Origin of the sequence: Streptomyces sp. NPDC058691 (assembly GCF_042714775.1) — a bacterium.
Classification (GTDB): domain Bacteria; phylum Actinomycetota; class Actinomycetes; order Streptomycetales; family Streptomycetaceae; genus Actinacidiphila.
This window is the reverse complement of record NZ_JBHXSO010000046.1, coordinates 1-19,384: the sequence shown is the minus strand read 5'-3', so window position 1 is coordinate 19,384 and position 19,384 is coordinate 1. Positions and strand designations below refer to the sequence as shown.

General features: G+C 69.9%; 19 protein-coding genes. 8 read left to right on the top strand and 11 right to left on the bottom strand.

The features are described from left to right. Nucleotides 1-37: 37 nt before the first annotated feature. Nucleotides 38-268 (bottom strand): hypothetical protein, encoded by a 231-nt coding sequence (locus ACFWVC_RS28105; protein ID WP_384292480.1) that lies wholly within the window; start codon nucleotides 266-268, stop codon nucleotides 38-40. A 1,428-nt stretch (nucleotides 269-1,696) separates the two neighbouring features. Here ACFWVC_RS28105 and ACFWVC_RS28100 point away from each other — a divergent pair. Together ACFWVC_RS28100 and ACFWVC_RS28095 are read left to right on the top strand one after the other, a co-directional pair. Continuing rightward, the gene (locus ACFWVC_RS28100; RefSeq protein ID WP_384292476.1) at nucleotides 1,697-2,317 is read left to right on the top strand and encodes an L-threonylcarbamoyladenylate synthase; all 621 of its coding nucleotides are present in this window, start codon (nucleotides 1,697-1,699) and stop codon (nucleotides 2,315-2,317) included. 414 nt (nucleotides 2,318-2,731) lie between these two features. Beyond that, nucleotides 2,732-3,628: an aminoglycoside phosphotransferase family protein gene (locus ACFWVC_RS28095; RefSeq protein WP_384292471.1), complete on the top strand. Its 897-nt coding sequence runs from the start codon at nucleotides 2,732-2,734 to the stop codon at nucleotides 3,626-3,628. A gap of 9 nt (nucleotides 3,629-3,637) precedes the next feature. On the opposite strand, the gene ACFWVC_RS28090 is transcribed toward ACFWVC_RS28095, so the two are convergent. Then, nucleotides 3,638-5,029 (bottom strand): PLP-dependent aminotransferase family protein, encoded by a 1,392-nt coding sequence (locus tag ACFWVC_RS28090; protein ID WP_384292466.1) that lies wholly within the window; start codon nucleotides 5,027-5,029, stop codon nucleotides 3,638-3,640. Between the two features lie 62 nt (nucleotides 5,030-5,091). On the opposite strand from ACFWVC_RS28090, the gene ACFWVC_RS28085 reads away from it, so the two are divergent. Next, the gene (locus tag ACFWVC_RS28085; protein WP_384292463.1) at nucleotides 5,092-5,808 is read left to right on the top strand and encodes a YitT family protein; all 717 of its coding nucleotides are present in this window, start codon (nucleotides 5,092-5,094) and stop codon (nucleotides 5,806-5,808) included. Nucleotides 5,809-5,885: 77 nt separating this feature from the next. Beyond that, nucleotides 5,886-6,731 carry a DUF4184 family protein gene (locus ACFWVC_RS28080; protein WP_384292458.1) on the top strand — a complete coding sequence of 282 codons (846 nt, stop codon included), beginning with the start codon at nucleotides 5,886-5,888 and terminating at the stop codon, nucleotides 6,729-6,731. On the opposite strand, the gene ACFWVC_RS28075 is transcribed toward ACFWVC_RS28080, so the two are convergent. From ACFWVC_RS28075 to ACFWVC_RS28055, 5 genes are all read right to left on the bottom strand, one after another. Then, nucleotides 6,684-7,880 carry an ABC transporter permease gene (locus tag ACFWVC_RS28075; RefSeq protein WP_384292455.1) on the bottom strand — a complete coding sequence of 399 codons (1,197 nt, stop codon included), beginning with the start codon at nucleotides 7,878-7,880 and terminating at the stop codon, nucleotides 6,684-6,686. The two genes, ACFWVC_RS28080 and ACFWVC_RS28075, sit on opposite strands and share 48 nt — an antisense overlap. Before the next feature lie 161 nt (nucleotides 7,881-8,041). Next, nucleotides 8,042-8,764, bottom strand: a complete 723-nt coding sequence (locus ACFWVC_RS28070; RefSeq protein ID WP_384292452.1) for an ABC transporter ATP-binding protein — start codon at nucleotides 8,762-8,764, stop codon at nucleotides 8,042-8,044. Then, on the bottom strand, nucleotides 8,761-10,185 hold the full coding sequence (locus tag ACFWVC_RS28065) for a Tat pathway signal protein (protein ID WP_384292450.1): 1,425 nt from the start codon (nucleotides 10,183-10,185) through the stop codon (nucleotides 8,761-8,763). The genes ACFWVC_RS28070 and ACFWVC_RS28065 overlap by 4 nt, the downstream gene beginning before the upstream one ends. A 196-nt stretch (nucleotides 10,186-10,381) precedes the next feature. After that, nucleotides 10,382-11,311 carry a hypothetical protein gene (locus ACFWVC_RS28060; protein WP_384292447.1) on the bottom strand — a complete coding sequence of 310 codons (930 nt, stop codon included), beginning with the start codon at nucleotides 11,309-11,311 and terminating at the stop codon, nucleotides 10,382-10,384. Between the two features lie 220 nt (nucleotides 11,312-11,531). Then, entirely contained in the window at nucleotides 11,532-12,299 is a 768-nt protein-coding gene (locus tag ACFWVC_RS28055; RefSeq protein ID WP_384292442.1) for a DUF3152 domain-containing protein, read from the bottom strand. A gap of 310 nt (nucleotides 12,300-12,609) precedes the next feature. Between ACFWVC_RS28055 and ACFWVC_RS28050 the strand changes: the two genes are divergently transcribed. Genes ACFWVC_RS28050 through ACFWVC_RS28040 form a run of 3 tightly spaced genes read left to right on the top strand, consistent with a single transcriptional unit; the run spans nucleotide 12,610 to nucleotide 15,448 of the window. After that, nucleotides 12,610-13,299 carry a response regulator gene (locus ACFWVC_RS28050; protein WP_384292437.1) on the top strand — a complete coding sequence of 230 codons (690 nt, stop codon included), beginning with the start codon at nucleotides 12,610-12,612 and terminating at the stop codon, nucleotides 13,297-13,299. 35 nt (nucleotides 13,300-13,334) lie between these two features. Then, a complete protein-coding gene (locus ACFWVC_RS28045) occupies nucleotides 13,335-14,861 on the top strand; it encodes a sensor histidine kinase (RefSeq protein WP_384292429.1) in 1,527 nt (508 codons plus the stop codon). Then, nucleotides 14,858-15,448: a hypothetical protein gene (locus ACFWVC_RS28040; RefSeq protein WP_384292422.1), complete on the top strand. Its 591-nt coding sequence runs from the start codon at nucleotides 14,858-14,860 to the stop codon at nucleotides 15,446-15,448. Before ACFWVC_RS28045 ends, ACFWVC_RS28040 begins: the two co-directional genes overlap by 4 nt. A 34-nt stretch (nucleotides 15,449-15,482) precedes the next feature. Here ACFWVC_RS28040 and ACFWVC_RS28035 read toward each other — a convergent pair whose 3' ends face one another. From ACFWVC_RS28035 to ACFWVC_RS28025, 3 genes are all read right to left on the bottom strand, one after another. Further along, complete coding sequence (locus ACFWVC_RS28035) at nucleotides 15,483-16,628, bottom strand: RNA polymerase sigma factor (protein ID WP_384292622.1); 1,146 nt, start codon at nucleotides 16,626-16,628, stop codon at nucleotides 15,483-15,485. An 8-nt stretch (nucleotides 16,629-16,636) separates the two neighbouring features. Continuing rightward, the gene (locus ACFWVC_RS28030; RefSeq protein ID WP_384292418.1) at nucleotides 16,637-17,044 is read right to left on the bottom strand and encodes a YciI family protein; all 408 of its coding nucleotides are present in this window, start codon (nucleotides 17,042-17,044) and stop codon (nucleotides 16,637-16,639) included. A gap of 102 nt (nucleotides 17,045-17,146) precedes the next feature. After that, nucleotides 17,147-17,740 carry a TetR/AcrR family transcriptional regulator gene (locus ACFWVC_RS28025; RefSeq protein WP_384292617.1) on the bottom strand — a complete coding sequence of 198 codons (594 nt, stop codon included), beginning with the start codon at nucleotides 17,738-17,740 and terminating at the stop codon, nucleotides 17,147-17,149. A 131-nt stretch (nucleotides 17,741-17,871) separates the two neighbouring features. On the opposite strand from ACFWVC_RS28025, the gene ACFWVC_RS28020 reads away from it, so the two are divergent. Continuing rightward, nucleotides 17,872-18,891 carry an aldo/keto reductase gene (locus ACFWVC_RS28020; protein ID WP_384292411.1) on the top strand — a complete coding sequence of 340 codons (1,020 nt, stop codon included), beginning with the start codon at nucleotides 17,872-17,874 and terminating at the stop codon, nucleotides 18,889-18,891. A gap of 34 nt (nucleotides 18,892-18,925) precedes the next feature. On the opposite strand, the gene ACFWVC_RS28015 is transcribed toward ACFWVC_RS28020, so the two are convergent. After that, entirely contained in the window at nucleotides 18,926-19,261 is a 336-nt protein-coding gene (locus tag ACFWVC_RS28015; protein ID WP_384292405.1) for a hypothetical protein, read from the bottom strand. Between the last annotated feature and the right edge of the window lie 123 nt (nucleotides 19,262-19,384).

Genomic DNA, 19,384 nt, shown 5'->3' with positions numbered 1-19,384 from the left:
CCGCATCACCCGCAAACTGGATCAACGTGGCCACCGATCACCGGGCTGCTGCCGCGGCCCACCGCGCCAGAACGGTGCCCTCAGCTTCACTGGATTCGTCCGTTGTAATGACGATGCCCGCTTCCTTGCGCACGCGGGACGACTCAGCCAGAGCCTCCTCGAGCATGGCACGCCGCAAGATACGAGCAGCCGTCGCGGACGCGTTACCGTGGCTCTTCAGCCACGTCCCAACCTCATCCGGCAGGCTCAACGTCATGTTGATCGTCACCCCTCCCACCGTATTGGGCGCCATAACAGGAGACAAGAGACCCACGCCGAGATGGGTTGCCGCTTTGGAGACCGGCTACGGCGCGGGATTGTCACGTAACGAATAGACGAACGATCACACCAGCGCCCTCGGACCACTTGCGCTGACGTACTGCACTGCGCCCTGGAACCATCACGGTGGATTACTTCACCCTAATTCGGAAACTCAGTCACTCCAGTCACTGTTCTCCGATGGAACCCTACTGGCCTGCAGTTTTGCATAGTGATTGAGGAGTGCAGGGCGGATTCAACAGGTCGTCGCAACACCTCGTACTCGTTCGCATGGAGGTGTTGGACGATGCGTCGTCAGCAGGCAGCGGACCGGGCGCTACGTCCGAAGCTGAGGTCTCCAGGGCATCCGAAGTATCAGCGCCATGTCGAGGGGACGTTCTGGACCGAGATCGCCAAGGGCCTGCTCGCTGAGGAGGCCGCCGCCGTCATCGGCGTGCCCCCGCGACACTCGGGCAGGAGAGCAGCCGCAGGGGTCAGTTCCTCCGTCGACCCATGACCCGCCCCGCGCTGCACGTCGCACGCCAGCCTTACGTGCGCTGGCGGGGAAACTGACCGGATCGGGTGCGTCCCGCGGTAGCCCCCTCCAGTTCTGCCAGCTCGCGGATACCGATCAGGACAGCGGTAGCAGCGGACCCGCACAGCACACCGCGCAGGCGGCGACCGCGGCGAGGTAAGCGCCTACCGTCCCCCAGGGACGCGGGCCGCGGGACGGAGCGGGGGAATGGGCCAAGCAGCGGAGGTCACACCCGGCAATTCAAAGCTGCGGACCAGACACGCCGTCCGCCAAGAAGCAAGCAGCCAGGCGTTTCCACCACTCAGGGAAGGCCCTCTGTTCGAAACACTGCAAGCAGACCAGATCAACTGAGACAGTTGCTGGCATTCACACGTCCGGGACCACTTCACCTGAGATTCCCAGCCCCTCGACGTCTCAACTGAACTGGTCGCCGCAGTTCAGGCGCCCCTCTCGGAACCAGATCGTTTGAGACGGGACATCCCGTCTCACTCAATCGAGTCGTTTCTCAACGAACCGAGTCGTTCGGGCTTCTGTCTCAGCGAACCCAGTCGCGCGGCGGAGGGCGCTGGGGGTGCTGGACGGCTGGGGTCTGCTGCAGGTTTGGGTACAGGTTCGGTCACGCGGCCTGGAGGGCCGGCGTGGAAAGTGACGCGGACCTCGTCCCCGCCGCCGCCCGGCAAGCGGCGACCAGGCACAGCGCGGGTGCGGATGCCCGGTGAACCACGAAGTACGCACGGCATTCCCCGAGCGTCTTCCGGCGAGGCTCCGGCGCCCGCGAGCGCCGCACGCCGCACGCCGCACCCGTTGCGACGACGGAGCGCGGCCCCGCGAGTGCGGCACCCGGGTACGGCATAAGCTCGTCAGATGGCGAAGTACTTCGACGTGCACCCCGAGAACCCCCAGCCGCGCAGCATCGCCCAGGTCGCCGACGCGCTGCGGTCGGGAGGACTCATCGCATACCCCACCGACTCCTGTTACGCGCTGGGCTGCCGGCTGGGCAGCAGGGACGGCATGGACCGGATCCGTTCGATCCGCCACCTCGACGACCGGCACCACTTCACGCTGATGTGCCGGGACTTCGCGCAGCTGGGCCAGTTCGTGCAGGTGGACAACGACGTGTTCCGGGCCGTGAAGGCGTCCACGCCCGGCAGCTACACCTTCATCCTCCCGGCCACCCGTGAGGTGCCGCGCAAGCTGCTGCACCCGAAGAAGAAGACCGTGGGTGTGCGCATCCCGGACCATGTGGTCACCCAGGCGCTGCTGGCCGAAATGGGCGAGCCGCTGCTGTCCAGCACACTGCTGCTGCCGGACGAGGAGGAGCCGATGACCCAGGGCTGGGAGATCAAGGATCGGCTCGATCACGTGGTGGACGCCGTGGTCGACTCCGGGGACTGCGGCACCGAGCCGACGACGGTGGTCGACTTCTCCGGCGGCGTGGCAGAGATCGTACGGCGGGGCGCGGGAGACACCTCGCGGTTCGAGTGAGGCCGCGAGGCCGGTCACGAAGGTGTGGATCTTGCGTGGCAGCGTGCGACGTACATGCAGTGCCGAGGGCACCAGCCTCCCGCCGCTGATTCCTCAGCAGGCCTCTCAGCATGACCGCCGTACTGGGGACAGCAGTCGACATCACGACCGAGGACGGCACCCCCGACGCGTAGCAGTCACTGCAGGTCAGGGCCCATCTAGGGTACGCGGGGCCTCATCACCGATTGCCCGCGCAGGTGTAGCCACCGTCGCCCCGCCCCTCGCAGCCTCAACAGCCGCGAACGCGGTGCACCGGTCAAGCTTCAGTGAGAACGGTCAGACTTCACTGAGCTGGGCAGCCGCAAATCTCGGTTGATTTGGAACCTGGCATGCGAATACTGGCTGTCGTCTCAACCAGTGGAAGGGCCCGCGAGGATGACCATGCACGATGACCAAGTGGAGGTGAGCCGCGAAACCGTTGCGATCCTGGTCCAGGAACAGTTCCCTCAGTGGAGCGGCAAGGCTATCCGACTCCTGTCGTCGACCGGGACGGTCAACGCCATCTTCCGCATCGGGAACGACCTCTCCGCGCGCTTCCCACTGCGTCTGACCGATGCTGCCGAGGCGCTGGCGGTTCTGGAACAGGAAGCCCGGGCGAGCGCGGAGCTGGCGCAGGTGTCCCGGTTCCCCGTCCCGGAACCCGTCGCCTTGGGAAAGCCCGGAGCGGGATATCCCATGCCGTGGTCGGTCCAGACATGGCTGCCGGGAACGGTTGCCTCTGATGCCGACCCGAGTGGGTCGGACGCTTTTGCCGAGGACCTTGCGGCCTTCATCGCGGCCCTCCGGGAGGCCGAGACGCTGGGGCGGCCTTTCAGCGGCGGGGGCCGTGGCGGCGTTCTCGCTCATCACGACGATTGGATGGCGAAGTGCTTCGAGGAGAGTGAGGGGCTGCTCGACGTGCCCCGGCTACGCCAGATGTGGAGCCACTTTCGGGAGTTGCCACGCACGGGTGCCGACGTGATGAGCCATGGCGACTTGATTCCCGGCAATGTCCTGGTCGCGGGAGACCGGCTCAGCGGCGTACTCGACACCGGCGGCTTCGGCCCGGCCGACCCCGCGCTGGATCTGGTCGGTGCCTGGCACCTTTTGCAGCCGGGCCCGCGGGAAGTGCTCCGGCAGACACTGGTCTGTGACGATCTGGAGTGGGAGCGCGGCAAGGCCTGGGCGTTCCAGCAGGCGATGGGTGTCGTCTGGTACTACGTCGAGAGCAATCAGGCGATGAGCAGAATGGGGCGCCGGACACTCGGCCGCATTCTGGAGTCGATGGGGTGATGTCGACGCTCATGCGACGGGCGCGGGGCCGTGAACTCCGGCAGCGCCTCCGGTGATTGCCCGTTCCGCCTGCGCGAGTCTGCGGATCGCCTCGGTGAGCTGATCCGGAGGGAGCATGTACGGCAGCCGGATGTTGCGCTCGAACGCGCCGCCGATCCCGAATCGTGGCCCGGCCGCGACCGTCACTCCGTAGTCGGGCGCGATCGCGGCCAGCCGTGAGCTGATGGGCCGGGGGAACGTCGCCCACAGCGTCACGCCGCCGGCTGGTTGCGGGGCGTGGATGTCGGGCAGGTGCTCGGTGAGTGCCTGGCGCAGTGTGTCGCGTTGCGACCTCAGTTGCCGGAGTGTGCCGGGCCGCCGGGTCTGGTCCTGGTTCAGGAGGACGGCTGTGGCGAGCTGTTCGACGACAGGGGTGCCGAGATCCGTGGCGTAACGGGTCTGCTGGACGCGTTCCAGCAGGGCGGGTGTCGCACGGATCCAGCCGATGCGCAGGCCGCCCCAGATGCTTTTGGAAACCGAGCCGATGCTGATGGCGGTCGGCATGTGGATCGCGAAGGGTTCCGGGCTCTCCCTGTCCAGGGCCAGGTCGGTCATGGTTTCGTCGATGACCGTGGGACACGCGAGTCCGAGGCTCTGGCGGACGCTCGTCGGCATGCACAGCCCGGTCGGATTGTGGAAGTCAGGAATCAGGTAGGCCAGACTCGCGATTCGGCCCGCGGCCTGGAGTTGCGCGGTATCCCAGCCGGAAGGCCCCACGGCGACGGGCAGAAGGCGAGCCCGCGCCTCGGTGAACGTACTGATCGCGTGCGGGTAGGTCGGATGGTCGATCAGGACCGTGTCGCGTGGCGACAGGAGTGTTCGCGCCAGCAGGGCAAGCGCGTGCTGGGCCCCGTTGGTGATCAGGATCTGCTCGGGCGACGTGGGCAGTCCGCGCCGTTGATACCGGTGGGCCACCGCTTCGCGCAGCTCCGTCGTGCCGTTTCGGTCGTAGCCGTGCCGCTCGAAGTGCCGTGGCAGCTGTTCGAGAGCGGCCGCGAAGGCGGCGTGGAGGATTTCGACCGGCGCGGGCGGCGCGGCGAAGGACAGGTCGATGGTCGCCGAGTTCGTGCCGGCCCGGCGCTCGGGTGGTGTGTCGTCGGGGAGCCGTACGGTCGCCCTGGCGCGCGCCCGCGTGGCGAGGTATCCGTGCTCTACCAGGGTGCGGTAGGCAGTGCCCACGGTGGTTCTGCTGGTGGAGAGGGCGACGGCCAGGTCACGCTCGCTCGGCAGGGCCGAGCCGAGGGTGAGACGTCCGTCCAGGACCAGCAGGCGCAGCCTGTCGGAGAGGCGTTGATGGGCCGGCCCAGGGCCTTCCTGCCAGGTCCCCAGCATGCGTGCCACCACGTGCGAAGAAACTTTCACCCAGCCAGCCTAACCAATCTGGCTATGGAACCCAGGTCCAGATGCCCCGCAGGCTTTGCCTCATGGCACCTCCCGCTACCACCGCACACAGCTCCGTCCCGGCTCGTCACGACCAGCCCCTCATGATCCGCTTGAACGCCTTCGCCCAACTGCGGGCGGGCCGAAAGGCGCGTCGCATCCCCCAGCTCCTGGTCGGCCTGGTGGGCTACGGGGTCGCCGTGATGGTGCTCGTCCAGGCCGGGCTGGGAGCGGCCAGCTGGAACGTGCTCACGGAGGGCACTGCCAAGACTGTCGGTCTCTCGTTCGGCTGGACGACGAACCTGATCTCCTTGGTCGTGCTCCTCGCATGGATTCCCCTGCGCGAACTGCCCGGCCTCGGCACACTCCTCAACGTCGCCATCGTCGGCTTCGCCGCGGATGCCACCGCCACCGTGCTCCCGCACCCCCAGGGGACATTCACCGAGATCGGATACCTCGCGGTCGGCCTCGTCGCCCTGCCCTTCTTTGACGCGCTCTACCTCGGCGCACAGTTCGGATCGGGCCCCCGCGACGGCATCATGACCGGACTCGTCCGGCTCACCCGCCTGCCCATCGCGGCCGTGCGCACCGGCATCGAGGTCACCGTCGCCGGCGCCGGTTGGCTTCTGGGTGGAACCGTCGGGATCGGAACCGTGCTCATCGCCGTGTGCATGGGGCCCCTCGTCGGCTATTTCCTGCCACGCGTAGCCGTTCGTCTCCCCGCCGACGCCCGCGGGCAGGCGGCCCGATTGGGCGTTTGACCGTTAGACCGCGCGAATTCCTCGTACCCATGCCCGTCACGGGCCCCGTCAGCCGTCTGAAGAGAGCCTGCGTCCTCATGCCCTTTACCCTGTCCCATCCAGCCGCCGTCGTGATGGTGGCCAGGCACCCCTTGGTGATACCTGCGCTGGTCATGGGCTCCGTTGCGCCTGACGTAGCCGAATTCACCGGGATCAAGGCCGATCATCCGGTGTGGTGGGAACCGTTTTTCAACCTCACCTATACGCATTCCTTCCCGGGTATCGGGATCGATGTGGTGTATGCGCTGCTGTTGGTCCTCCTGTACATGCTGGCGAAGCGGCCCGTGCTCGCGATGGTGCCGAAGCTTGCCGCACGACTACGTGAAGCCCCCGGCTATGGAGGCGGATGGGGCGGCGCGGCCCGGCGTGCGCTGTGGACTTCGATTTCTGCCCTGATCGGCGTCGTCACCCACCTGGTCTGGGATTCCTTCACGCACTACGGAATGTTCGTCGACGAACATTTCTCCTTCATGCGGACCCCCGTCATCGGCGGGCTCGACGTGCTCCGGTTCCTGCAGTACGTGAGCAGCGTCGCCGGCCTTGTGGTCATCGGATTCTGGATTCGCCGCAAGTTGCGCGGCGCGGTACCCGTGCCTCTCGCTCCCGGCCTGATTCTCGGCAGCCGGGCACGGAGCGCGGTGATCTTCGCGCTCGTCACGGCATGCGGCATGGGTGCCGTGCCGCGCGCCCTTGAGGGGGACGGCGTGGAATCGACCGAGCTCCTCCTGCGACGCATCGTCACCGGCGGCGGCCTCGGCATCGCACTGGGGCTGGTCCTCTACTCATTCGTCTGGCACGCCGCCCACATCGGTCCGGCCCGCCGAGCGGCGGGTCCCTCAGGAGCGCAGGGCGTCGACCGGCTCCATGCGGGAGGCCCGCAGTGACGGGTAGAGACCGGCCAGGAGTCCGACCAGGGCGCCGGCGACCGGGGCTCCGAGGGCGAGCCGGACGTCCAGGACCGGAGTCCAGTCCCTGATGGCGGAGACGGCGACCACCACGACCATGCCCAGGACGGCGCCGATGACGCCGCCGAGGAGTCCGATCGTCGTCGACTCCACCAGGAACTGGCCGGCGATCTGCCGTCGCGAGGCGCCGAGGGCGCGGCGCAGGCCGATCTCCCCGATCCGCTCCATGACCGTCACCAGCGTCACGTTGGCGATGCCGATGGCTCCGACCACCAGGGAGACCAGTCCGAGCACCAGGAACAGGCCGTTGACGTCGCCCTGTACGCCCTTGCGCGCCTTGGCCGGGTCCGGCGGCGCCGTGACGGTGAGTGCGTCCTCGGCTCCGGGGGCCAGCGCGATCGGTGCCTGGTGGGCGACCTGCTGTGCCGCGCCGAGCGCGGTGTTGATCAGCACCCGGGTCACCGTCCCCAGACCCAGCCGGTCCTCGGCGGTCGTGGGCGGCAGGATCACCGACGCGGCGAGCTGCTGCTCCCGCTCGGCGCCGCCGAGGATCCCGATCACGGTGTAGGACTGCCCCTTCAGGAAGACCGCGGGTGAGTCCTGTACGGAGCTGATGCCGAGGAGCCGTGCGGCCTGGTCGCCGAGCACCGCCACCCGGTCGTGCCGGGCGATGTTGCCGTCGTCGATGAAACGCCCGGCGGTCATCGTGCCGTGCACGGCGGCGGGCAGCGTCGGGGACGCGGCGAGGACCGCCATGGTCTGGCCGGTGACGTCCCCGGGGGCCACCACGTCGTTCGCGCGCACCTGGACGCTCGCGGTCGCCTGGGAGTCGGCGATCGCCGCCACCGATTCGACCCCGGCCAGTCGCCGGACCGCGTCCACGCCCGGCCAGTCCACGAGCGGGACGGGGTCGGCCGACGGGGGCGGCGGGGGCACCACCACCGTGACCGAGGTGGCGGTGAGGGCGTCGAAGCGGCCGACGATCTGGTTCCCAGCCGTGGCCGAGACCCCGATGGTGATGACCAGGGTGGTGATGCCGAGGACCGTGCCCAGTGTGGTGAGGGCGGATCGCATCGGGCGGGCGAGCACCCCCGCCAGAGCCTCGGTCCACAGGTCCCTGAAGTCCATCCAGGGACGCTCGATGCCCCGGTTCCCGGCACCGCGGCGCCGTGCACGCCCCCGGCGGGCGGTGTGCCGCCCGCCAGGGGAAGGCACGGTGATCGGCGGGTTCGCCTGCCGCGCCGGGGCCGCGAGTTCGAGGACGCGTGCTCTGGCTCGGAGTCGGGCTCTCATCGGTTCTCCTCCGTGAGCCGTCCGTCGCTGATCCTCACGCGCCGGTCGGCCCGCTTGCTGACCGCTTCCTCATGGGTGATCACGACCAGGGTCATGCCCTGCTCGCTCAGTTGGCCGAAGAGGTCCAGCACCGACTCGGTGTTCTCGCTGTCCAGGTTGCCGGTCGGCTCGTCGCAGAGCAGCAGGGCGGGCTCGCTCATCAGCGCCCGGGCGATCGCCGCACGCTGCCTTTCCCCACCGGACAGCCGGTCCGGCCGGAAGCCGGCCCGGTGTGCCAGGCCCACCCGTTCCAGCGCCTCCCCGGCCCTGGTGCGACGCCCGGCACGGCCGCGCCCGGGGCGCGGCCGGCGATAGGCCTCGGCCAGCATGACGTTCTCGTCCACCGTCCGGTACGGCAGCAGGTGGAAGGACTGGAAGACGAATCCGATCCGGCTGCCGCGCAGCGAGGTGCGCTCCAGGTCCCCGAGCGTGTTGGTCTCGACCCCGTCGAGCCAGTACGACCCCGACGTGGGGCGGTCCAGCAGTCCCAGGGTGTTGAGCAACGTCGACTTCCCGGAGCCGGACGGGCCGACGATCGACAGGTGCTCGCCGCGCCGGACGGTCAGGTTCACGTCCCGCAGGGCGTGCACCGGCGGTTCGGAGTCGAAGGTCCGGTCGACGGAGACCAGTTGGATGACCGTGTCCGCGTCGGGCTCGACGGGCCCGGGCAGGCCGGTCATTGCCCGACCACCACGCGATCGCCCACCTTCAGGGCGTCACCGGACGGTGTGACCTCGACCTGCCCGTCCGCGGACAGACCTGCCTTGACGGGGACGTTCACCACGGTGCTGCCCCGCTCGACCTGCACCTTGGCCTGGCCGTCGGCCGATGTGCGGAGCGCGGCGATGGGCACCGTCAGCACCTCGCCGTGCGACGAGCCCACCTTGATGGTCACCTTCGCGGACCCGTTGGCGTTCTTGGTCAGCTCCCCCGACGGGATGGAGATCTGCACCGGCACCGGAGCCGAGGCGTCTCCGCTCCCGCCGCCACCCGACGTACCCGCCGTGTCCGTGCTGCCGTCCCCCGCGTCGTTCTTCGGCACATCGTCGCCGAGTGCCACCAGTTCCCCCGCCACCTTCTTGCCGTCGGGGGTCTCCACCTGCGCCGTCATGCCCTTGTGGAGCAACTTGGCATCGTTGCCCGGCACCACGGCCTGCACCACGACCTTGGAACTGGTCACCGTGCCGATCGGTCCTGACGGGGTGTCACCGATCTTCACGGACACCTTGTCCAGCCGGGCCGGCAGATCCGGCAGGAACACCAGCTCGCCCGCGGCGATCTTCGTTCCGTAGCCGGCCTGGAAGGCGGAGAGCGCGGCGTTGGCCGCGTCCAACTGCTGTTGTGCCGCCTTGAGCTGGAGCTTTCCCTCCTCGCCACCCGTACCGCCGGCCGTGCCGCCGGCACCGTCGGTCCCCTGGGAGTCGCCGCCGGGATTTTGTGCCGCGAGGAGGGCCTGCTGCGCGGTGGTCACAGCCGCTTCGAGCGTTCCCAGCTGCTGCTTGTCCGCGACACCGGGCTCCTGCGCGTGAAAGCCCTTGCTCCTGTACCAGCGGCTCACCGCCGCGGCGTCCCCCTGCCCGTACTGCCCGCTCGTACCGCCGGAGTTGATGCCGAGGCGGATCAAGGCCTGTTCGAGCTGCTTGACGTCGTCCCCGGACGTGCCGGGACCCAGCGTTCGGTACATCGGCACGGATCCACGCAGCACCAGCACCGGCCGCCCGCTCACCTGCATCAGCACGTCGCCCTCCCTCACCTCCGACCCGGCGACCGGAGCCTTGGTGACCCGCTGGACTACCTCGTCGGTGGACCCGGAGCCCCCGGAGCCGGAATCCGGCGGGCCGACAGGCCCGGCCAGGGCCAGACTCTGCGGTGACGCGAACTCCACCGAACCCTGGGCGACCACGCTCGCGGTCAGCGACCGCCGCTCGACCGCGGCGGTGACCGGTCCGGCCTTCGGCGGCCGGTGAGCGGCGGCCGCGTCCGCAGGCGACTGCATCTGCGACCCGGCGAACCAACCGCCCACGCCCACCAGCCCCACCGCGGCGACGATGATCCCCAGCTGCCTGGGACGGCTGGTCTCACGATTTCGGCGCCGCCTCATCTGGCACCTCCGGCCCGGAAGTCCTCGCCGCACTCCAGGTGCGGCGGCGGACTCACCGCTACGGGTTTGCGAACAGCGCGGGATCCAGACATTCTCTTCCATTCGATCGCGAAAGCGGGTGTTCTCCACAAGCCGGGGGGAGTTGCGGAATCGCGGGACTCCGCTCGCGCCGGGCGGCCCCGGCGCCGGTGCCGCCTCACCCGTTGCCGGTGGACCCCGGGGCCTTCAGGAACTTCGGGAAGTAGGCGGCCCGGAAGTCCTTGCCGCAGGCCAGGTCCTTCATCGCCATGTCGATTTCCTTGGTGAGCAGCGGCAGAGCCTCGTCCTTGCTCATGGGTTCCCGGGAGGTCCCGTCCACGGCGGCGCCACCGATGCCGTCGGGGGTGGAGCCGGCGGCCTGGAGCTTCACCATCTCCCCGATGCTGGTCGGTTGTGTGGTCGTGACGGGGATGCCGTCCTTCCTCAGACATGAGGCGTACGACTGCGCCAGGCCGACCAGTTTCGGATCACCGTTGAGTGCCTGTGCGTTCGCCTGGTTCCGAGCCGCGGTCTCGGCACCCCGGTCCTGGGCCGACGCGGAGCCGTAGGCCGCCTTGTTGCCCTCCCCCTGGCAACCGGTCCAGTCCTTGCCACCGCCGCCGGACGCCTTCCCGTCCGGCGGGGCTCCCAGCGCCTTGTCGTAGGCGGTCTTCTGCTCGGGAGTGAGCGTGGCGATGTACTTCGCGTTGGCCGAGGGCTCCTGCGCCGCCGCCCTGCTGAACGGCGACTGGGGGTCGTCGGGATAGACCGCGGCCGCGGCGTAGCCGAAGCCGTACTTCTGCCGGAACTTCTTGGTCAGTTCGTAGTCCGCGCCGTCATTGGCCCAGGAGGACGCGGGATCCTCGGGCGGGTCGGGGGTGTAGGCGAACCCCTGCTTCTTCATGCAGGCCGCGATCGCGTTCTCCATGACGTACTGCTTCTTGAGGTCCTCGCCGGCGTCGGCGGGAACGTCGAGTTGCCCGGACGACCCGGCCGAGACCTTCCCGCCACCCGCCGACTGGGATGCCTTCTCGGCGCCGCAGGCAGCCAGCAGCGGCAGCAGACTCAGCGCCACGGCGAGTTTCCGAGCAGTGCGGGATCCAGACATGCGTTTCCATCCGATCGAGAGAATCAGGAGATTCGGGAGAGAGGTGTGCTGCCCACACCGACAGCACCGGCGCGCCGGGGACACGGCACCGTGAGCGCCTGACGGCTTGGCGGCCTTGACGGCCAGGGGCTGTCATCGAGTTCAGAGTGGCGACTGCAGTTCATGGCCCCTGGCCCAACTCATGACCGAGCTGTAACGGCGTGAAAGGGCCGGTCGCGGTTCACGGCACGTGCGGCCCGGAGACGTAGCGGCCGTGCCTGTCGTACGGCCAGGCGTTGGCGATGCATCCGTGCAGACCCTTGATCTGCTGCATCATGACCGGGGCCAGTTGTCCGGGACCCGCGCAGGTCATGTGCGTGAGGCCCAGGGAGTGCCCCATCTCGTGGTTGATGATCAGTGCCCGGTAGTCATGGATGGGGCCGTCGAAGGTGGGCGATCCCTTGACCCAGCGCTTGAGGTTCACCACCACCCCGCCGGGAATCTCGCAGTTGTACTCGCCGTGGGTGCTCTGGTGGATCCCCGCCCAGCACAGGGCGTCAGCCGTCCCCGGTGTCGCGATCTTGATCATGAGGTCGTACGACTCCCCCGCGCCCGCCAGCCGGAACGAGTTGTTCCCGCTGTGCGTCCAGCCCCGGGGGGCGGCGAGTATGTCGGCGATCTCCTCCGCCGCCTGGTCCGGCGAGATGTCGAGCCCCGTCTCGACCTGCACCGCGTAGCGGATCAGATGCGCACCGCGACCGACCTTCGCGCCGCCGGCTCGCGCGGTGACGAACGTCCCGGGACCCGTCGCCGGAACGTGGATCACCGTGGAGCTGGGACTGGGGGTGGGGGTCGGCGTGGGGGTCGGAGTCGGGGTGGGCGTGGGCGTGGGCGAGTGGGTGACGTGCACCACGCTCCGTGGACGCGGGGAACCGCCCGACGCGTCGCTTCGCCCGCCGCCCAGGAAGAACGCGGCGGAGCCGAGCAGGCCGACGGCCACCAGCGCCATGACCAGATAACGCCCACCCCGGCGGCGCGGACGGCCTCGGCGGTGGGACGTCCGACGGCGGCCGGCGCGGTGGGACGAGCCCTGCCGACGGCCATGGTGGGAGACCGCGGCGCTATGAATGGGCGGTGCGGATTCCCGCTCTCGTGCCGAATACATGGCAGCTCAAACTGGTCATTTCAAATGATCGCCATAGGTTCGGATAGTCACGAAAATATAACGAGTAGCTCTCTCTATGACCCTTCTGTAACAGGTCCCAAGAGGGGCCCTTCGGCAAGAAGGTCACCGAAAGCGGTCTGCGTACACTGTCGAAGTGTCGCGAGTCCTTATTGTCGAAGACGACCCGGATGTCCGTAACGCCGTCCAATTGGCGCTGCGGCATCAGGGCCACAATGTCCTGGCCGCCGGAACGGGTGAAGAGGGACTGGAGCAGCTCCGCCCCTTCCGCCCCGACGTGGTGGTGCTCGACCTCATGCTTCCCGGCATGTCCGGCCTCGACGTCTGCCGGCGGATCAGGGACCGCGACCAGGTGCCGATCATCATGGTGACCGCCAAGGGCGAGGACATCGACGTGGTCGTGGGCCTGGAGGCCGGCGCCGACGACTACGTGGTCAAGCCCGTGCAGGCCCGGGTGCTCGACGCGCGAATACGCGCGGTACTGCGAAGGCAGGACGCGTCCTTCTCCGACGGCGTCCGGCCCCGGGCGGAGTCGCACGGCGAGCTGGTCATCGACCGGGCCGGGCTCGTGGTGACGCACCGCGGTGAACCCGTCCTGCTCGCCCCCTCCGAGCTCCGGCTGCTGCTGACCCTGTCGGCCTCACCCGGCCAGGTCTTCAGCCGCCAGCAGTTGCTGGAAGCGGTCTGGGAGCACAGCTACCACGGCGACATACGGCTCGTGGACGCCTGCGTGAAGCGACTGCGCGGCAAGCTCGGTGAGCCGGGCGGGGATGTCCGGTACATCCAGACCGTACGCGGCTTCGGTTACCGCTTCGGTTCCTCGTGAGCGGCCGCACCTCGGCTCGGCATGGCCCAGGGCCCGTGCGGTTCTTCCGCGCGCTCCTGGCGCGCATCCCCCTTCCGCTGCGCGGGCTGCGCGCCCGCCTGGTGGTCGCCTTCGCCCTGGTGGCCGTGGCCAGCGCGCTGAGCACCGGCGCCCTCGCCTTCCGGGAAGCCCGCACAGGGGTGCTCCAGCAGAGCCAGGACTCCGTCATCCAGCAGTTCCGGAAAAGTGTCAACGACGTGGCCGCCTCCACTTCCCCGGCGCCGGACCAGCAGGCGTTGCAGGGGTGGGTGAACCAGGTACGCCGCGCCGGCCAGTCGCCGGACTGGCGGGTGCTGGCCACCTACGGGAGCCTTCGCGCCGGCTCGCCGAGTGCGGACTTCAACAGGCTGAGCCCGGAACTGCTCCGGTCCGTGCGGACGACACGCGCCGCGGTGTTCCAGCGGGTGAATGCCGACGGCCGGCCCTGTCTCGTCGTCGGCATGCCGGTCACCTACCTCAGCCCCGAGGCCAAGGAGCGCCGGCTCTCGGGATTGGTGTTGTACCTGGTGGTACCGCAGGACGCCGAACAGGGCTACGTCGAGGCGATGGTGAGCGGCATCGAGCGCGCCACCCTGGTGGCACTGTGCCTCGCCGTCGTGCTGGCGCTGCTCGCCGCGAGTGGTGTGCTCCGTCCCGTGCGGGCGTTGCGCCGGGCGACGCGCCGCATGGCCGAGGGGCACCTCGACGTCCGGCTGGCCGTCAACGGTTCCGACGAACTGGCCGATCTCTCGCAGTCCTTCAACGACACGGCGGCGGCGCTGGAGCGGTCCGTCACCGAGTTGCGCCGCATGGAGGCCCAGGCGCGCCGCTTCGCCGCGGACGTCTCCCACGAACTGCGGACGCCGCTGACGGCGATGGCGGCGCTCACCGACGTCCTCGACGAGAACGCCCTGCGCTTCGACCAGGAGACCCGCGACGCGCTGCGGCTCATCAGCGAGGGGACCATCCGGCTGAGCGGGCTGGTGGAAGACCTGATGGAGATCTCCCGCTTCGACGCGGGCGCGGTCCAACTCAACCTGGACGAGGTCGACTTGACCGAGTCCGCACGGCACACCCTCTCCTCCCGGGGGTGGCAGGACCAGGTGGAGACCCACCTGCCGGGACCGGGCGTGCTCAGAACGCGCGTCGATCCGCGCCGGCTCGACGTCGTCATGGCCAATCTGATCGGCAACGCGCTACGCCACGGAGCGCCGCCGGTGCGGCTGACCATGAGCGTGCGGAAGGAGCGAACGGACGTGACGTGGGCCGTCATCGAGGTGACCGACAGCGGACCCGGCATCGCCGAGGAGGCCATGCCGCACATCTTCGAGCGCTTCTACAAGGCGAGCACCACACGGACCAGGAGCGAGAGCAGCGGGCTGGGCCTGGCCATCACGGCGGAGAACGTGCATCTGCACGGGGGACGCGTCAGTGCGACGAACCTGCCCTGGGGCGGGGCGGCGTTCACGGTCGAACTCCCCCTGCACCGCGACTCCGCGACATCCGACGCCGACACCTGCGCCGACACGGCGGGTGCCCGGTGAAGGGCACGCGCGTATCGGCGCTGCTGGTCGGGCTCACGGCCGCGCTCACGCTGGCGGCGTGCGGCGTCCCCCCGTCCGACGTCATCCAGGCCGGGCCGGCGGCAAGCGGCATGTCCTCTCCCGATGTGATGGCCGCGGAGCCGACTGTCGCTTACCTCTATTTCCTGCGCAACGGTGATCTGGCGCCCTATCCGCGCAAGATCGGCGCCCCCGGGGACTTCGGGGCCGTCCTGGGCTCGCTGTTCGACGGACCGACCACAGACGAGTCCGCGACGGCCTCCACGGAGCTGCCCCGCCTTGGAGCCACACCGAAAGTGACGCTCGGCGGCGACAACACCCTCTCCATCCGGCTCCCCAACGACGTCCCGCCGTTCAGCCACCTGGCCATGCGGCAGTTGGCGTGCACGATGGCCCCTGCGATTTCGCCGACGCGCGCGCTCCCCAAGGAGGCGAGTGGGAGCGGCGGCGACGGAGCCCCCTCCGCCGGGGCGCTGCACTCCTCCGCTCACAGCAATGTCCAGGTGCTCGGCGACGGATGGACGAAGACGCAGTCGGACGAGTCGTGTCCCGTCTCTCCCCAGCCCTAGGCGGCGGACGAGGCGCCCGGCCGGCGCCGATCCGTCAGCGACGCAAGCCTGCGTTGAGCCGGGCGGCCTGGCGCGTCAGGTGATCGCGCTCGGCGAGGTCGGGCGCCTTGTGGGCCGCCTCGGCGTACAGCCGTGCCGCCGTCGCGAGATCGCCGTCCCGCTCGTGGAGGTACGCCGCCACCGCGGCATGGCGGGGCAGGGAGTCGCTCAGGGCGGCGAGCGCCGCCAGGCCGGCACGTGGTCCGTCGGCCTCGCCGACGGCCACCGCGCGGTTGAGCCGGACGACCGGGCTGTCGGTGAGGCGCGCGAGTTCGTCGTACCACTCGACGATCTGCACCCAGTCGGTCTCCTCGGCGGTGCGTGCGTCCGCGTGGAGCGCCGCGATGGCGGCCTGCGCCTGGAACTCGCCCAGTCTGTCGCGGGCGAGGGCCGCCTGCAGGATCGCGATGCCCTCGGCGACCGCCTCGGTGTCCCACCGGCCCCGGTCCTGTTCCGCGAGCGGCACCAGGCTGCCGTCGGGCGCGGTCCGGGTGGCGCGCCGGGCGTGGTGGAGCAGCATGAGGGCGAGCAGGCCCGCCACTTCCGGGTGGTCGATCACGGCGGCGAGCTGCCGGGTGAGGCGGATCGCCTCGGCGGCGAGGTCGACGTCGCCGGAGTAGCCCTCGTTGAAGACCAGGTACAGGACGCGCAGCACGGTGGCGACGTCGCCGGGCCGGTCGAACCGCACGCCGGAGACGGTGCGCTTGGCACGGCTGATGCGCTGCGCCATGGTCGCCTCCGGCACCAGATAGGCCTGCGCGATCTGCCGGGTGGTGAGCCCGCCGACGGCGCGCAGCGTGAGCGCGACCGCCGACGAGGGCGTCAGCGACGGGTGGGCGCACAGGAAGTAGAGCCGGAGCGTGTCGTCCACCGCGGGCGCGGGCCCGGGAGCCGGCTCCTCTTCGACCAGGTCCTCGCGCCGGCGGCGGGCGGCGTCGGACCGGGCCGCGTCGAGGAACCGGCGCCAGGCCACGGTGACGAGCCAGCCCTTCGGATCCCGTGGCTGATCGGCCGGCCAGACCCTGACCGCCTCGACCAGCGCGTCCTGCACGGCGTCCTCGGCCGCCGCGAAATCGGCTCCGCGGCGGACGAGGATCGCGAGCACGCTCGGGGTGAGGCTCCGGAGCAGGGCCTCGTCCATCGGCGACGTCACTCCGTGATGGTGGGGTGCGCGGTCAGGAACGGCCGCAGTTCGAGCCACTCGTGGATCGGCTTCCCACCGGCCCCAGGGGCGGCGGACAACTCCCCGGCCAGTTCGAGGGCGCGCTCGTGGCTGTCGACGTCGATCACCATCCAGCCCGCGATGACGTCCTTGGTCTCGGCGAACGGGCCGTCGGTGACCGGCGGTCGCCCCTCCCCGTCGTACCGGACGAACATCCCCTCGGGGGAGAGCGCCTGGCCGTCGACGAACTCGCCGGTCTCCTCCAGCCGGGCCGCGAAGTCGTTCATGTACTGCACGTGCGCCGAGATCTCCTCCGGCGTCCACTGGTCCATGGGCACGTCGTTGACCGCCGCCGGAGCGCCGCGGTAGTGCTTCAGCAGCAGGTACTTGGCCATCGTGTTTCTCCTCGGTGCAGGTGCGACCCATTGTGGCCGCCTTCACCCCGGGGACGGAGCAGGCCGCGGTTTCTCGACACGGAACGAGGCCGCCGTCCAGGATCAGCCCCGCGGCAGGCGCAGCCCCGCGATGAGGAGCCCGACCAGCAGGCGCGGATCGTAGCGGGGATCGCTCTCCGCGCCGACGCACAGATTCCCCACACCGCGCATGAGCTGGTACGCGTCCACGTCGGTGCGGATCTCGCCGGCGGCGGCCGCGGCTTCGAGGAGCCGGGTGCACACGGGCACGAGCCGGTCGAGGAAGTAGGCGTGCAGGGTGTCGAAGTCGGCGTTGTCGGAATGCAGTACCGCGGCGAGTCCGTGCTTGGTGACCAGGAAGTCGACGAAGAGGTCGATCCACTGGGCCAGTGCGGCGTACGGAGCCGCACCGGCCGCCAGAAGGGCCGGACCGGCCTCGGCGCAGGCTTCGACCTGGTGCCGGTAGACGGCGATGATGAGGTCCGCCCGCGTGGGGAAGTGGCGGTAGATCGTGCCCGTCCCGACACCGGCCCTGGCCGCGATGTCGCGCACCGGCGCTTCCACGCCCGCCGTGACGAAGATCGCGGCGGCCGCGTCGAGCAGGGTCTCCTTGTTGCGCCGGGCGTCCGCCCGCTTGGGGCGTGCCGCCTGCTCCGCGCCGTTGTCGCCGTCGTTCACCACCGCGTCCCTCCATACCGGCCTTGCTAAGCGGAACGTCGTTCCGTATCGTTAACGGAACAAGGTTCCGCTTGCTCGATCATGTCAGAGCAGGGGACCTACAACCAAGCCGCTCCAAAGGAGACACGGTCATGCAGTACCGCACCTTGGGCCGCACCGGTGTGCAGGTCAGCTCCCTCGCGCTCGGCGCGATGAACTTCGGCGCCATCGGACGCACCACCCAGGACGAGGCCACCGCCATCGTCGACGCCGCCCTCGATGCCGGGATCAACGTCATCGACACCGCCGACATGTACAGCGGCGGCCAGTCGGAGGAGATGGTCGGCAAGGCCATCGCCGGCCGCCGCGACGACATCGTGCTGGCCACGAAGGCGAGCATGCCGATGGGCGACGAGCGCAACCACCAGGGCGGTTCGCGCCGCTGGCTGGTCACCGAGCTGGACGACAGCCTGCGCCGCCTCGGTGTCGACCACGTCGACCTCTACCAGATCCACCGATGGGATCCGCGCACCAGCGACGAGGAGACGCTGTCGGCCCTGACCGATCTGCAGCGCGCGGGCAAGATCCGCTACTTCGGCTCCTCGACCTTCCCGGCCTACCGTCTCGTGCAGGCGCAATGGGCCGCCCGGGAAAACCACTTGAGCCGTTACGTCACCGAGCAGCCCAGCTACTCGATCCTCCAGCGCGGCATCGAGGCGCATGTCCTGCCCGTGACCGAGGAGTACGGCCTCGGCGTGCTGGCGTGGAGCCCGCTGGCCTCGGGCTGGCTGTCGGGGGCGGTCCGCGAGGGCCGGGAGATCACCACCAGCCGTTCGGTGCTCCTGCCGCAACGCTTCGACCTCTCGCTTCCCTCCAATCGCGCCAGGCTCGACGCGGTGGAGCGGCTGGCCGGGGTCGCCGACGAGGCCGGCCTGACGATGATTCAGCTCGCGCTCGGATTCGTGACCGCCCACCCCGCCGTGACCAGCGCGATCATCGGCCCCCGCACGCCGGAGCACCTCCACGCGCAGCTCGCCGCCGCGGACATCGTGCTCTCCGCCGACGTGCTCGATGCCATCGACGCGATCGTCGCTCCCGGCGTCGACCTCGCCGCACACGAGAAGTTCGACACGCCGCCCGCGCTGCTCGACCCGTCGCTGCGGCGCCGCTGACCGCCCGCGCACACAAGGCCGGGCCGGCGCGGCATCACCGCCGGCGGGCGCGCCACAGGCCGCCGAACCGCCGGCGCGGCCGCCTCCTCGGCGGAACGCGGCGGGAGGCCCCCGCGTCGCGTTCCTCGCGCCCGGGCCGCCATGGATCGTCGGGCGACATCACGGGCATCTTGCGCTCCGTCTGCGCCTGGATCTCGTAGTGCGCGTCGTGGGCCGTCACCTGGAACGCCTCCTCGTAGGAGGCCATGGCTGCCCGGACGGCCGAACCGGCGGCACCCCGGCGGCGGATCACCGTCGCCAGCCAGGTGAAGAGCCCCATGACCGCCGCCAGGCACGCCGCGAGGACCAGATACGGCAGGAACGGTCCCATGGGCCTCAGCGTATCCCCGGCGACCAACTCCGGAGCCGGCGCGCCCCGCGGAAACGCCACCGGCGTGGCGGGCCGGCGGGGGGGGCGCGGCCGGACCCCCGCGGGCCCCACGATAGGGCGGGA

Coding starts and splice junctions, on each gene's coding strand:
- ACFWVC_RS28075 (WP_384292455.1), bottom strand. CDS start 7,880: ATGGACTTCAGGGACCTGTGGACCGAGGCTCTGGCGGGGGTGCTCGCC.
- ACFWVC_RS28100 (WP_384292476.1), top strand. CDS start 1,697: ATGGCGAAGTACTTCGACGTGCACCCCGAGAACCCCCAGCCGCGCAGC.
- ACFWVC_RS28020 (WP_384292411.1), top strand. CDS start 17,872: ATGCAGTACCGCACCTTGGGCCGCACCGGTGTGCAGGTCAGCTCCCTC.
- ACFWVC_RS28030 (WP_384292418.1), bottom strand. CDS start 17,044: ATGGCCAAGTACCTGCTGCTGAAGCACTACCGCGGCGCTCCGGCGGCG.
- ACFWVC_RS28035 (WP_384292622.1), bottom strand. CDS start 16,628: ATGGACGAGGCCCTGCTCCGGAGCCTCACCCCGAGCGTGCTCGCGATC.
- ACFWVC_RS28080 (WP_384292458.1), top strand. CDS start 5,886: ATGCCCTTTACCCTGTCCCATCCAGCCGCCGTCGTGATGGTGGCCAGG.
- ACFWVC_RS28055 (WP_384292442.1), bottom strand. CDS start 12,299: ATGGCGCTGGTGGCCGTCGGCCTGCTCGGCTCCGCCGCGTTCTTCCTG.
- ACFWVC_RS28070 (WP_384292452.1), bottom strand. CDS start 8,764: ATGACCGGCCTGCCCGGGCCCGTCGAGCCCGACGCGGACACGGTCATC.
- ACFWVC_RS28060 (WP_384292447.1), bottom strand. CDS start 11,311: ATGTCTGGATCCCGCACTGCTCGGAAACTCGCCGTGGCGCTGAGTCTG.
- ACFWVC_RS28065 (WP_384292450.1), bottom strand. CDS start 10,185: ATGAGGCGGCGCCGAAATCGTGAGACCAGCCGTCCCAGGCAGCTGGGG.
- ACFWVC_RS28015 (WP_384292405.1), bottom strand. CDS start 19,261: ATGGGACCGTTCCTGCCGTATCTGGTCCTCGCGGCGTGCCTGGCGGCG.
- ACFWVC_RS28095 (WP_384292471.1), top strand. CDS start 2,732: ATGACCATGCACGATGACCAAGTGGAGGTGAGCCGCGAAACCGTTGCG.
- ACFWVC_RS28085 (WP_384292463.1), top strand. CDS start 5,092: ATGGCACCTCCCGCTACCACCGCACACAGCTCCGTCCCGGCTCGTCAC.